At 40.5% G+C, this 12,305-nt stretch carries 9 protein-coding genes; 7 read left to right on the top strand and 2 right to left on the bottom strand.

Features of this window, described 5'->3' with window-relative positions; all coding sequences use genetic code 11:
• Window positions 1-145: 145 nt before the first annotated feature.
• Window positions 146-697, bottom strand: a complete 552-nt coding sequence (locus FBR08_RS00300) for a porin family protein (protein ID WP_158960419.1) — start codon at window positions 695-697, stop codon at window positions 146-148.
• A gap of 323 nt (window positions 698-1,020) precedes the next feature.
• On the opposite strand from FBR08_RS00300, the gene FBR08_RS00295 reads away from it, so the two are divergent.
• From FBR08_RS00295 to FBR08_RS00285, 3 genes are all read left to right on the top strand, one after another.
• Window positions 1,021-1,383: a winged helix-turn-helix transcriptional regulator gene (locus FBR08_RS00295; RefSeq protein ID WP_158960416.1), complete on the top strand. Its 363-nt coding sequence runs from the start codon at window positions 1,021-1,023 to the stop codon at window positions 1,381-1,383.
• A 601-nt stretch (window positions 1,384-1,984) separates the two neighbouring features.
• Window positions 1,985-2,860 carry an NUDIX hydrolase gene (locus tag FBR08_RS00290; RefSeq protein ID WP_158960413.1) on the top strand — a complete coding sequence of 292 codons (876 nt, stop codon included), beginning with the start codon at window positions 1,985-1,987 and terminating at the stop codon, window positions 2,858-2,860.
• A gap of 348 nt (window positions 2,861-3,208) precedes the next feature.
• Window positions 3,209-3,847 carry a helix-turn-helix domain-containing protein gene (locus FBR08_RS00285; RefSeq protein ID WP_158960409.1) on the top strand — a complete coding sequence of 213 codons (639 nt, stop codon included), beginning with the start codon at window positions 3,209-3,211 and terminating at the stop codon, window positions 3,845-3,847.
• Between the two features lie 971 nt (window positions 3,848-4,818).
• On the opposite strand, the gene FBR08_RS00280 is transcribed toward FBR08_RS00285, so the two are convergent.
• Complete coding sequence (locus FBR08_RS00280; protein WP_158960406.1) at window positions 4,819-5,568, bottom strand: YoaK family protein; 750 nt, start codon at window positions 5,566-5,568, stop codon at window positions 4,819-4,821.
• 740 nt (window positions 5,569-6,308) lie between these two features.
• On the opposite strand from FBR08_RS00280, the gene FBR08_RS00275 reads away from it, so the two are divergent.
• The 4 genes from FBR08_RS00275 (at window position 6,309) to FBR08_RS00260 (ending at window position 12,263) form a co-directional block, all read left to right on the top strand.
• On the top strand, window positions 6,309-8,138 hold the full coding sequence (locus FBR08_RS00275) for an acyltransferase family protein (protein WP_158960403.1): 1,830 nt from the start codon (window positions 6,309-6,311) through the stop codon (window positions 8,136-8,138).
• 1,316 nt (window positions 8,139-9,454) lie between these two features.
• Entirely contained in the window at window positions 9,455-9,850 is a 396-nt protein-coding gene (locus FBR08_RS16700) for a hypothetical protein (protein ID WP_199268679.1), read from the top strand.
• A 33-nt stretch (window positions 9,851-9,883) separates the two neighbouring features.
• Window positions 9,884-11,284, top strand: coding sequence for a UDP-glucose 6-dehydrogenase (locus FBR08_RS00265; RefSeq protein ID WP_158960399.1), 1,401 nt, complete (start codon window positions 9,884-9,886; stop codon window positions 11,282-11,284).
• 4 nt (window positions 11,285-11,288) lie between these two features.
• Window positions 11,289-12,263: an SDR family oxidoreductase gene (locus FBR08_RS00260; RefSeq protein WP_158960396.1), complete on the top strand. Its 975-nt coding sequence runs from the start codon at window positions 11,289-11,291 to the stop codon at window positions 12,261-12,263.
• The last annotated feature ends 42 nt before the right edge of the window (window positions 12,264-12,305 follow it).

The raw sequence follows: 12,305 nt of genomic DNA, 5'->3' as shown, positions 1-12,305 counted from the left end.
AGGCAAGGCATTTATTGGGGGAGTTCCGCTCTTTGTGCGTACACCACTCCTGTGAGGAGATGATAACTAGAGGAGAATAGGCATAAAAAAAGCGCTTGAGATTGCTCAAGCGCTTTTAGTAAAAATTTGTGTGTTTGTATTGTGCTTAAAATTTGTATCCTACTGAAAGTTGGAATACACCGTTTTTAATTGATTTACCTTCTTTGTACACTTTATTGAAACCTAAATCATAACGCAAATCAGCAAATACACCCATTGGCAATTCATAACCTGCTCCAAGGTTTAAACCAAAATCTACTGTATTTACTCCATCTTTTACGTCAATTCCTCCAGCTTCAGCTTTAACAACAAATCCAATTTGTGGACCTGCTTGTACACTTAAACCTTCCATAACGTAATATTTTGCCATGATTGGAATATTGATATAGTCTAGGTCAAATTTTACATTGCCTTCCCCTTTGCCTTTTGCTCCTTGTGATGAGTATAAAATCTCAGGTTGAACTGCGAATTTTTCGTTGATAAAGATCTCTGCTAAAGCTCCCACGTGGAATCCCATTTTAGCTTTTGTATCATCAGCACCAGAAAGGTTAGCAACGTTTAAACCTGCTTTTGCTCCTAACTTAATGTCTGGTGTTTGTGCTAATGCAGCTCCACTGAAAGCGAAAATAGCCAATAGGCTCATTGTAATTTTTTTCATCTGTATTGTGTATTTATAAGGTTAAATAAGTGATAAATGTAGAGAATTAATTTTTAAATGAAAATAGGTATCCCTTTTATTTTGTATAATTTAGTAAAAAAGAATGTTAAATAATGGAATATAATCCTTTTCTTATTTTATATGCAAGAATAGGAGTGTATTAATTCTCTGTAAAGAGAATAGTGTAATGAAAAATAGGGGTTAACATCGCGTTTTACGGGTAAAGTAGCCTTTGATTCTGTGATTTTAGCAAAACTATAAGGGGGAGAACACCTGCCTTTTAATTTTTTAATAGCATCTTTGTAAACAAGAGAGTGAAAGCTATGCAGAAACAAGTTATCGCAGATAAAATCTGTCCGCTAGAATATGCCGTAAAAGCCATTAGTGGAAAATGGAAAGTTCCAATTATTTGGCGTATTAATGAAGGAGAAAAAAGACCAAGTGAGTTTTTGAGGGGAATTGCGACCGTAGATCGTCGTGTGCTCAATCAACAGCTCAAAGAACTAGAAGAAGCGAGTATTTTACACAAGGTACGCTTTGACGAAGTACCCCCTCGAGTGGAATATACCTTAACGCCACTGGGAATACAACTCGTTGAAGTGTTAAAACAACTCAACGCTTGGGGAGAACAACTACTGGATGAACATCAACCTGAGACAAAGAGCAATTTGTCAGCAAAGGAGTAAACGAGTAAAACTGAAATTCGAGTAGTTTTACTACTATTTACCTTCAATTTGACGATAATTACACCGAAAATAGTACGAAAAACTCAAGTAGAGTGTAATTTACATCAAAGAAAGTTATCGAAAGAATACTTATTTTTTGTTTTTATTGTGTTATATCTAATATTATGAGGATAGAGAAAGAATTATTTCATCTGTTTTTTTTATACTATTAAATTAAAACTAAAAAAGTCGAACCTTGTATTTTTTTCTTGTTTATTACGCAGATTGTTATTTCCTTTGTTGGGGAATTAAATAAATGAGTAGAAGTTCATTACTGCGTCGAATTGTCCTTTTTTTTAGTAAGGCAGAAAAGAGGATAAGGAAAAGCAAAAGGAGTGAATTTCAGGTTTTTAATTTAAAAGAAGAGAATAGGAGTTCTGTTTAATTGTTTGTTGTTTCGAAATAGTACCTTCTACTTTATAAGTTAAAAACAAGTACGAAAACAAGCTGTTTTTAGTACAAAAAAAAAGTTGTGAAAAAGAAAAAGCAGGATGTGTTGTTGTCCTGCTTTTTCTTTTTATTTTCGGGGTTTTATAACCTGCGATACTAAAATCTACGCCTCATGCCTTCATTTATTCAAACACAAACCATACAAGCTACTGCTCAAGAGATCAATTTGATTCAAGACTTTCTCCCATTGGCAGTGCCTTTCTGCGACACAACTCAAGGTGAAAATAAGGAACAAAACGAAGTGATCTGCCAATTGATTGAACAAAAACACTTCTATTTATTTTTTGTTGACGGACAACTCCACGGGTGTTTTGCCTTTTCTTCCCCCTCTTATGAAACCCAGTTAACTCAGGTGTACTATTTGCCTTCGGACCAGGAGCAAGAAGTGGGGATAGAAAACCTCCAACACCCAAAATCGCTATTCCGAATTGCCATTCAAGAAAAAGCAAGCGAGGCAGGTTTTAAGTACTTAACGGTTCTTACAACTCCTAAGCTGGCATCCTGGTATGCACCATGGGGAGCAAAACAGTCGAAAATACCTTCACCAAGCAAAAATACAGTTGCCTACTACTTAACGGTAATCAATCAACCTTGGGTGGATTTGCCCACCGCAGGATTGGTCTGTGTAAAAGAAAATCAATTGTTACTAGCCTTTAGTAAAAACAAACAAGCTTGGTATCTTCCAGGTGGTAAAATTGACGCGCAAGAAGATAGTCAAGAAGCCTTGAAACGCGAAATTGAAGAAGAGCTGTCTCTCGTTTTGCAACCGGATCGACTTTCGTACTTGACGCATATCGTTGCACCTGCTTATGGGGAAAAAAAGAATATCCTCATGCAACAAGATTGCTACAAATACGAATTGGACAATGACACCATCACCATCGCCAACGAAATTGGAGGCGTACAGTATTTTACCAAAGAAGAATATATCCAGCACCAAATTCCCGTGCCTGGCGTGTTGAAGGTATTTGAGTTTTTGTTTGGATAACAACCAGCTGAACCCTTTGTGTTGTTGATCCTTTTATTCTTCGTTCTTTCGTTTGGAAAAATCGCATGCTGCAGGGCTATAAAAATAATAATACTCTTTTTGTGAATTTTCTCTTTATAAAAAACTATTATTTGCGATTTTTTTGTACTTTTAACAGTATAAGTCAAGTGTTAATTTACTGTAATAAGTTTATTTATTTTAAATTATTTCAGTTATTAGGGAAATGTATCGTCTATAATTTTGTATTTTCCTTTATTTGCAAGGGTTTGAGTTAGTATGAAGTAAAAATATTAACATTTAATCTTATGGCCTTGATTTATACTTGTTTAATTATTAATAGGTGAAACTATGTTAGATGCAAACGACGTTATCGTAAGATTAAAGCAATTATTGGGTTTTAAAACAGATTTGGAGTTAGCCAATTTGTTGAACATCAAGCCCAATACATTATCCTCTTGGAAAGTAAGAGAGACTTTGCGTTATGACAAAGTAATTGAGGTTTGCAAGCAATACAAAATTGACTTGAATGAGTTGTTTTTAGTACATCCCAATACGGTTTATAAAGGAGCACTAGATGATCGCATTGTAAAAATGATTTCGGTCGATCACCAGATTGAGTATTTTATCAATTCAGAAAAATCCTTAGCTACTTCGCCAGTCTGTATTTTTCCAACAGAAGAAGAGGTCAGCATAGGATTTCAATTAGGAGTGGAAAATATGCATCCAACCATCAAGGTTAGTTCTTACGTCTTGTCAATGAAAATTGATGTAGCAGCAATAAAACCTTGGCACATTTATGTATTGGTGGTAGAAAATCGCGGTATTTTGTGCTATCGCTTTAAACGCATGATGGAGAGTGGTGAATTGCTGTTTGTTAGCGACAATGCCGCCTTTGAAAGTTTAACCCTACAAGCAGACGAAATTCGCGAGATCTTTGCAATTCGCGCAATCTTTTTACCTCATGTCAAAAATTTAGTAGAAGATTAAGGGGAATTGTTGTTTGTTGTTCGTTGTTCGTTGTTGGTTGTTGGTTGATTGTTGTTGGTGGTGAGAGGGTGAGGTGGTGAGATGATGAGAGGGTCTAACCGATTAACCTGTCTGTCACTCCTGTCCGTATGTCACCCCGACGGTAGGAGGGGTCGCATCCGTCAATCAACAATCAACGCTCGTCAATCAACACTCAACACTCGTCTTTCAAGGACTCGTAGGATGCGACCTCTCCTGCGTCGAGGTGACATGACGAGTGTGGGTACTGTGCGTGGGTGAGATGATGAGAGGGTTTAACCGATTAACCTGTCTGTCACTCCAGTCCGTATGTCACCCCGACGATAGGAGAAATCGTAGCGCAGCGAAGATTCATCGAACTCCAAATATTAACTTGGTGAGATAAATCGCATCCGTCAATCAACGCCAGTCAACCACTTGAAAAAAGGAGAGAAGAGAGAAGAAAAGAGTAAATTTTCTAAAGATTGAGAATCTCCACAAAAAAACGAAATAGTTATCGATTATCAGTTATCACTTATCGGTGGAAATCTTCTGAATAGCCAAATTGCTCTTTAATCGAAAGAATTACACAAAAAAGCAAAAATGGAGAGAAGATAGAAGAGAGAAGAGAGAGGTGGGAATTTTCTGAATATTGAGAATCTCTACGGTTTCACGATTTCACAACGCACAAACCTCCCAAAAAGGGAAAGAGGAGAGGAGTAAATTTTCTAAAGATTGAGAATCTCCACAAAAAAACGAAGAAGCAAAAAAACGAAAAAGCAAAAAAACGAAATAATTATCGATTATCAATTATCAATTATCGGTGGAAATCTTCTGAATAGCAAATTGCTCTTTAATCAGAAGAGTTAACAAAAAAGCAAAAAAGCAAAAAAACAAAAAAGCAAAACATTCTAAAGATTGAGAATCTCTACAAAAAAGCGAAGAAGCGAAAAAACAAAAAAGCAAAAAAACAGCTATCGATTAAAAATTTCTACTTTTTGAATTTTGCGTTTCAAGGAGTAGTAGCTCATTAAGAGTTGATCATACCAAAGGGCAAATAGCAAGAGTGCAGCTCCTAAGAAAAGGGTTTTGAATTGGAAGTGGAGATATAAGAATCCGCCAGCAACACAGCCGATAAAGAAGCAGCTAATAATGGCTAACATCAGGAAGATACTGCGAAACAGGCGAATGCGTTCTGATCGGTTTTTATAAAAGAACAGTTGAGAAAGTACAATTCCCAAATCAGTAAACAATCCCGTTAGATGGGTTGTTCGCACTACGGCACTGGAAACTCGGGTAACGAGGGAATTCTGTACGCCCATAGAAAACAGCAACACCAAAGCCGTAAAGGCACTGTATTTCAATAGAGCATTAGGAAAGGCTATATCAACCAAGCTCAAGCCAACCAATAACAAGACCTCTAATAAAATGGGAATCACATAAGAAACTTCAGGCTTGTGTTTGAGTACCCATTCCATAATCAAACTCGACACAAAAGAACCCAAGAGAAAGAAAAAAGTATAAAAAAGGTAGACAATTCCGCGGTTGTAATTTTCCTCTACTATTTCTTCAGCAAAAAAAGCAAAATGTCCCGTAACATTTGTCGTCAAAGTATGTAGCCCCAAAACCCCAACGCTATTGACAATCCCCGCCACACAGGAGAGTACAGACGCTAGTTTGAGGTTGTGTGAATACGCGCGATTTTTACCTTGGTGTCTAAGCATGATTCTTCATTTACACAAAGTTACGGAAAAAAGGAAAGAGTTGATTGTTGGTGGTGGTGGTTGGTTGATTGTTGTTGGTGGTGAGAGGGTGAGGTGGTGAGGTGGTGAGGTGGTGAGGTGGTGAGGTGGTGAGGTGGTGAGATGATGAGAGGGTCTAACCGATTAACCTGTCTGTCACTCCAGTCCGTATGTCACCCCGACGGTAGGAGGGGTCGCATCCGTCAATCAACGCTCGTCACTCAACACTCAACGCTCGTCAATCAACAATCAACACTCGTCTTTCAAGGACTCGTAGGATGCGACCTCTCCTGCGTCGAGGTGACATGACGAGTGTGGGTACTGTGCGTGGGTGAGATGATGAGAGGGTTTAACCGCTTAACCTGTCTGTCACTCCAGTCCGTATGTCACCCCGACGGTAGGAGGGGTCGCATCCGTCACTCAACGCTCGTCAACCACTTCAAAAAAGCAAAGAAGCAAAAAAACAAAAAACCAAATTCTTCTAAAGATTGAGAATCTCTACAACCAACAACCAACAACAAACAACAAACAACCGTCAACCCACAAAAAAGCAAAAAAACAAAAAAGCGAAAAAACAAAAAAGCGAAAAAACAAAAAAGCGAAAAAACAAAAAAGCGAAAAAACAAAAAAACCTATATTTACGTGCTTGTATTCACAGCGGAGGAGTAACGTATGAAATACAAGTATAATTTGTGCATTAAGCAGTCCTATGATACACCACTATGCAGTATAGACAAGACATTCAGGGATTACGTGCCTTAGCGGTACTCTTCGTTTTTATTTTTCACCTCCATCCGTCGGGGTTGGGGGGTGGATTTATAGGGGTAGATATCTTTTTTGTCATTTCGGGTTTTTTAGTGAGCAGTATCATCCTAGATAAAAAAGAAAAAGGAACCTTCAATCTCTTTGATTTTTACCTGGGGCGCATCAAGCGCATCATGCCTATTTTTCTGCTGTTTTTGGCGGCTGTTGGTTTTGCAGGTGCCATGCTCTACATTTGGGTAGATATACTCCATTTGCGCAGCAGTATGTTGATGGCAGGACTCTTTAACTCCAACAATTACTTTGCGCAGCTCGATACGTATTTTGGAGCATCAAATCAAGAAAATCCACTGCTACACACTTGGACACTTTCCATTGAAATGCAGTTTTACTTGCTTTTGCCTTTGTTTCTATTGTTTATCCGCAGGCAACTGCTGTTTCCCGTTTGTATGGCACTTGTGCTTGTGCTATTGGGGTATTCTTTTTATGCCAGTCTGTACCTCAATCAACAAAGTGAGATGTATTTCTCTTTGCTTGCGCGTATTCCCGAATTTTTAATCGGAACCATTTTTGCCCTTCGTGCAGCCACTATACAAGCGTGGATGGGCAACTACCAAAATAGCATGGCTTGGATAGCCTTAGGGGGTATTGTCATCTGTGGCATGGCATTTTCAGAACAAACGCTTTTTCCGGGGGTATGGGTGGTTATTCCCTGCCTGTGTACGGGAATCTTACTGCTTACTACATCTACCCAGGTCAATGCGTTGTTTAGTACCCGTTGGATGGTGCATGTGGGCGAATTGTCCTACGCTATTTACCTTTGGCATTGGGCCATCATGGCTTTTGTGCGGTATTACACCATGGAAACGACATTTTCGGTCTTGCAAATGATCGGCATTACCGCCCTGACGTATGCCTTGTCCTGGCTGTCCTATACCTATGTAGAAAAGAGGTACCGCACGTATTCAACCCGAGTGTTTCTACCGCGATTTGTCGGATTGGGCGTACTCTATCTAGTGGCAGGTGCGGGCATTTACCGCATCAATCAGTATGCATTTCCCATTCCCAAAGTATATGCGAGCCCCACTTTTGGCATGGAATCACACGATGATACCTATGTCAATGCAGGCCCCTATGGCGAAGTAACCCCAGCCTTAGATTCGATTGTGCTCATTGGCGATAGCCATGCCCTAGTATACAAGGCAATTTTAGATGAAATAGGAAAGAAGAATCACTTTTCCTTTTGGTCGGTGACCAATGATCGGTACCCTATTTTTCCCAATATCGCACGAGGTGATTTTGAAAGCGAATCAGACTATCAGCAATATATAGCACTCCGCCGTGCATTTGAACCCATTAAGAAAAAGAGTAAGCTCATTTTTGTTGCCAGTGCCTGGTTGGAAGAAGTTCCTTCTTTAGCAACTGCACTGACCGCTTTGGTTGAAGAGTTGACCCCAGATCAACGCCTCGTTATCTTGGGCGATTACCCCACCTTGGATCAAAACCCCATTCGCGCAACCCGCGATTTTATCTACGCAGAAGAGGACGACGATATCCAAGTGGTGGATTCCTCAGAACCCCAATACGTACTCGAAGCCATTAAAGCAAACCCCAATCAGGTGTTGTATTTTCAGTTTGATTTTAGTCAAGCTAAAACCCTCCCTTATTTCAACGATACACTGGGTTATTATGACGAAGGACACCTGAATGCGTTCGGCAGTAAAAAAATGGGAGCCCTCATGGAGGAGGAATTTATGACGTTCGTCAAGGAGAATGATTTGATTGATTAGAGGGTGAGAGGGTGTGGTGGTGAGGTGGTGAGGTGGTGAGAGGGTGAGGTGGTGAGAGGGTGAGAGGGTGAGAGGGTGAGAGGGTGAGGTGGTGAGGTGGTGAGGTGGTGAGGTGGTGAGGTGGTGAGGTGGTGAGGTGGTGAGGTGGTGAGGTGGTGAGGTGGTGAGGTGGTGAGGTGGTGAGGTGGTGAGGTGGTGAGGTGGTGAGAGGGCTAACCGATTTACCTGTCTGTCACTCCAGTCCGTATGTCACCCCGACGGTAGGAGGGGTCGCATCCGTCAATCAACGCCAGTCAATCATCCTAGCAACCAATTCCCCAATTCCCTTTCTTTTTTAAGGGGTAAAAAAGAACAAATCGCAGATTCATCGAACACTTATAAAAATAGCAACTAGGTGAGATAAAAACCCCTTCAACTAACCCAAATAAGGGTCAAATTAGCTTTCAAGACTGAAAATAAAAGAACTCGCTGCGCTCAAACACCTTTTATTTTTACAGTCTTTTCAACCATTTGACGCTCCTGATTTGGCTTGCGTTGGGTTTAGATCTTCATTTATCAACGATTATCAGTGATCAATTATCAGTGATCAGTATAAATTTTCTGAGTAATCAATCGTTCTTTAATCGATAATTTTCAGCCTCACCATCTCACCATCTCACCAAACAACCCACACCCGTCAACCAACGCTCGTCAACCAACGCTCGTCTTTCAAGGACTCGTAGGATGCGACCTATCTCATTAGGTTTATATTTTATTTTGGTATTCGATGAATCTTCGCTGCGCTACGATTTCTCCTGCGTCGAGGTGACATGACGAGTGTGGGTACTGTGCATGGGTGAGATGATGAGAGGGTCTAACCGATTAACCTGTCTGTCACTCCAGTCCGTATGTCACCCCGACGGTAGGAGGGGTCGCATCCGTCACTCAACGGGCGTCAATCACTTCAAAAAAGCGAAGAAGCAAAAAAGCAAAAAAGCAAAACCTTCTAAAGATTGAGAATCTCTACAACCAACAACAAACAACCAACAACAAACAAAAAAGCAACCAACAATAAAATAATATCAATTCTTTTCAATAAAATGCAGTAATACCGTTGTGGAGGCGTGTTTTTCTTTTGAAATTAAAGAGTTTTAACAATTATTTTACTTTAAGCTTTGTTTTTTGGCACAGAAGAGTACTCTTCTTTACGTAAAAATAATAAAATCAATGTTAGAGAAAGCGTTAAAAAATGTACCTTTGTAAGCTTAGGGAGTAGCCTAAGGCTAAAATACCTTACTTTTTTATCCAATCCCTATAAATAAGAAAGTAATAAAAAAATGGAAAAAGAAAATAAAATTGCAGTTGTAAGTCAGGGCTATGTTGGATTGCCTTTAGCGGTAGCATTCGCTAAACACGATCCTGTAGTGGAGTTTGATAGCAGTACCTTGTGTATTGAGTCTTTACAACAAGCACAAGACGAAGCCAAAGGAGCAAAGCAGTTCTTTCATTCTCTTGTTGCCGGTGTAAGGGTAAAACCCATCGTTGACGTACAGGCAATTTGTTCATTTCATATTCTTGCGACTCACAGCAATAACCCACATGCTTTTACGAGTAAAATTGCCAAAGTCACAAATAAGAGGAAGCGTACCTTATTTAATTTTAATACATTTAACCTCCAAGATTCGAGTTTGTCTTTTGGAATGGAGCATGTATGGAAGAGGAGTGTATGTTAGGTAATGAGAGATAATAAGCTTGTAAGAAATAAGATGAAAAGTATTACGAAGATTTGTTGTGTGGGTGCAGGTTATGTAGGAGGTCCTACTATGGCCGTTATTGCCCATAAAAACCCCCATATTCAAATCACGGTAGTGGACGTAAACGAGGCGCGTATCCAAGCCTGGAACCACCAAGACTTAGACCAGTTGCCTATTTATGAGCCTGGTTTAGATGCGGTGATTGCAGAAGCAAGAGGGCGCAATTTATTTTTTGATACCGACGTAGACAAAGCCATTGACGAGGCAGATATGATTTTCATTTCGGTCAATACCCCCACCAAAACCTATGGAAAAGGCAAGGGAATGGCCGCAGACTTAAAGTATATCGAACTTTGTGCCCGTCAAATTGCAAGAGTTGCCACAACCGATAAGATTGTCGTTGAAAAATCAACCCTACCCGTGCGTACCGCTCAGGCCATCAAGCGCATATTAGATCAAACAGGCAACGGCGTAGAATTTCAAATTTTATCCAACCCCGAATTTTTAGCAGAAGGAACGGCCATTGCAGATTTAATGCATCCCGATCGCGTGCTGATTGGCGGAGAAGAAACCGCTGCAGGAAAACAAGCCATCGAAGCGCTAGCAGCAATTTACGGAGCTTGGGTACCCCAGGAGCGCATCTTGCGCACCAACGTCTGGTCATCCGAACTCTCTAAACTAACAGCCAATGCCTTTTTAGCTCAACGCGTATCCTCCATCAACGCCATTTCGGAGCTCTGTGAAGTTTCTGGAGCAGACGTCAGTGAGGTGGCTCGTGCCATCGGTACCGATAGTCGCATTGGCAATAAGTTTCTCAAAGCCTCGGTAGGATTTGGAGGTTCGTGTTTTCAAAAAGACATTCTCAATTTAGTGTATATCGCCTCTTCTTACGGATTACAAGAAGTAGCCGACTATTGGGAGCAGGTCATTATCATGAACGATTACCAAAAGCGCCGTTTTGCAGAGCATATTGTCCTCACCTTATTCAATACCGTCAACGATAAAAAGATAGCCTTCTTAGGATGGGCCTTCAAAAAAGATACCAACGATACACGCGAATCCGCCGCTATTTACGTAGCCAATGATCTGATAGAAGAAGAAGCGCAAATTCACGTGTACGACCCCAAGGTAACGGGCATGCAAATGCTGTCTGATTTGGATTATTTAGCCACGCGCCAGCCCGAAGCCAACCGCCAACACCTAACGGCACACCAAGATCCGTATGACGCCCTAGCCGGAGCACACGGTATTGCGGTTTTGACCGAATGGGACGAGTTTATCACCTACGATTGGCAACGCATTTACGAACACATGCAAAAACCCGCTTTTGTATTCGACGGACGAAACATCCTCGATCGGGAAGCACTGGAACAAATAGGATTTGAAGTTTATACCATTGGTAGAGGAAAATAGGATTATGAAAAAAATATTAATTACAGGTGGAGCTGGATTTATTGGTTCCAACTTGACAGAGTACTTTTTAAATCAAGGATACTTTGTGCGTTGTTTAGATAATTTTGCAACAGGTTATCGACACAATATTGAGGAATTTATAAGCAACCCCAACTACGAACTACTAGAAGGAGATATTCGCGATTTGGCTACCTGCCAACAAGCGGTATCAGGTGTTGACTATGTACTACACCAAGCAGCTTTAGGTTCTGTACCTCGTTCAATTAACGATCCGATTACTTCCAATGAGGTAAACATCAACGGATTTTTGAATATGTTAGTGGCCGTACGCGACGGTGGAGTAAAGCGCATGGTCTATGCAGCGAGTTCATCTACCTATGGAGATTCGCCAGCACTGCCAAAAGTAGAGGATGTAATTGGTAAACCCCTATCTCCTTATGCCGTAACCAAATACGTAAACGAATTATACGCGGATGTATTTGCCAAAACCTATGGTATTGAAATTATCGGATTGCGTTATTTCAACGTATTCGGACGTCGTCAAAATACCAGAGGTGCTTATGCTGCGGTTATTCCGTTGTTTACCAAACAATTTATTCAACACGAAAGCCCAACGATTAACGGAACGGGAGAGAACTCTCGCGATTTTACCTATATCGACAACGTGATTCAGATGAATGAACGCGCCATGTTGACTACCAATAAAGAGGCTGTCAATACGGTTTACAATACAGCAGTTGGCGATCGTACCAATTTGAATCAATTGGTGGGGTATTTAAAAGAATTTTTAACGGAATACGACAGTGAAATTGCCACTATTGAAGTACAACACGGACCAAACCGCCAAGGGGATGTTGCTCATTCGCTAGCGGCTGTAGATAAAGCAAAAAACCTACTAGGCTATGAACCTACCCATGTAATCCGCGAAGGGCTAAAAGAAGCCGTAAAATGGTATTGGGAGCACAAAGAGATGCTATAGGTCAAACAGATAAAAAAGAAAAATAAAACAAGTACACAATAC

It is taken from the genome of Myroides fluvii, from assembly GCF_009792295.1.
Classification (GTDB): Bacteria; Bacteroidota; Bacteroidia; order Flavobacteriales; family Flavobacteriaceae; genus Flavobacterium; species Flavobacterium fluvii_A.
This window is presented reverse-complemented; position numbering and strand designations above follow the sequence as displayed.

Bases quoted from the DNA above. Each gene is read 5' to 3' on its own strand.
- FBR08_RS00300 (WP_158960419.1), bottom strand. From the start codon at position 697: ATGAAAAAAATTACAATGAGCCTATTGGCTATTTTCGCTTTCAGTGGA.
- FBR08_RS00295 (WP_158960416.1), top strand. From the start codon at position 1,021: ATGCAGAAACAAGTTATCGCAGATAAAATCTGTCCGCTAGAATATGCC.
- FBR08_RS00275 (WP_158960403.1), top strand. From the start codon at position 6,309: ATGCAGTATAGACAAGACATTCAGGGATTACGTGCCTTAGCGGTACTC.
- FBR08_RS00280 (WP_158960406.1), bottom strand. From the start codon at position 5,568: ATGCTTAGACACCAAGGTAAAAATCGCGCGTATTCACACAACCTCAAA.
- FBR08_RS00290 (WP_158960413.1), top strand. From the start codon at position 1,985: ATGCCTTCATTTATTCAAACACAAACCATACAAGCTACTGCTCAAGAG.
- FBR08_RS00285 (WP_158960409.1), top strand. From the start codon at position 3,209: ATGTTAGATGCAAACGACGTTATCGTAAGATTAAAGCAATTATTGGGT.
- FBR08_RS00260 (WP_158960396.1), top strand. From the start codon at position 11,289: ATGAAAAAAATATTAATTACAGGTGGAGCTGGATTTATTGGTTCCAAC.
- FBR08_RS00265 (WP_158960399.1), top strand. From the start codon at position 9,884: ATGAAAAGTATTACGAAGATTTGTTGTGTGGGTGCAGGTTATGTAGGA.
- FBR08_RS16700 (WP_199268679.1), top strand. From the start codon at position 9,455: ATGGAAAAAGAAAATAAAATTGCAGTTGTAAGTCAGGGCTATGTTGGA.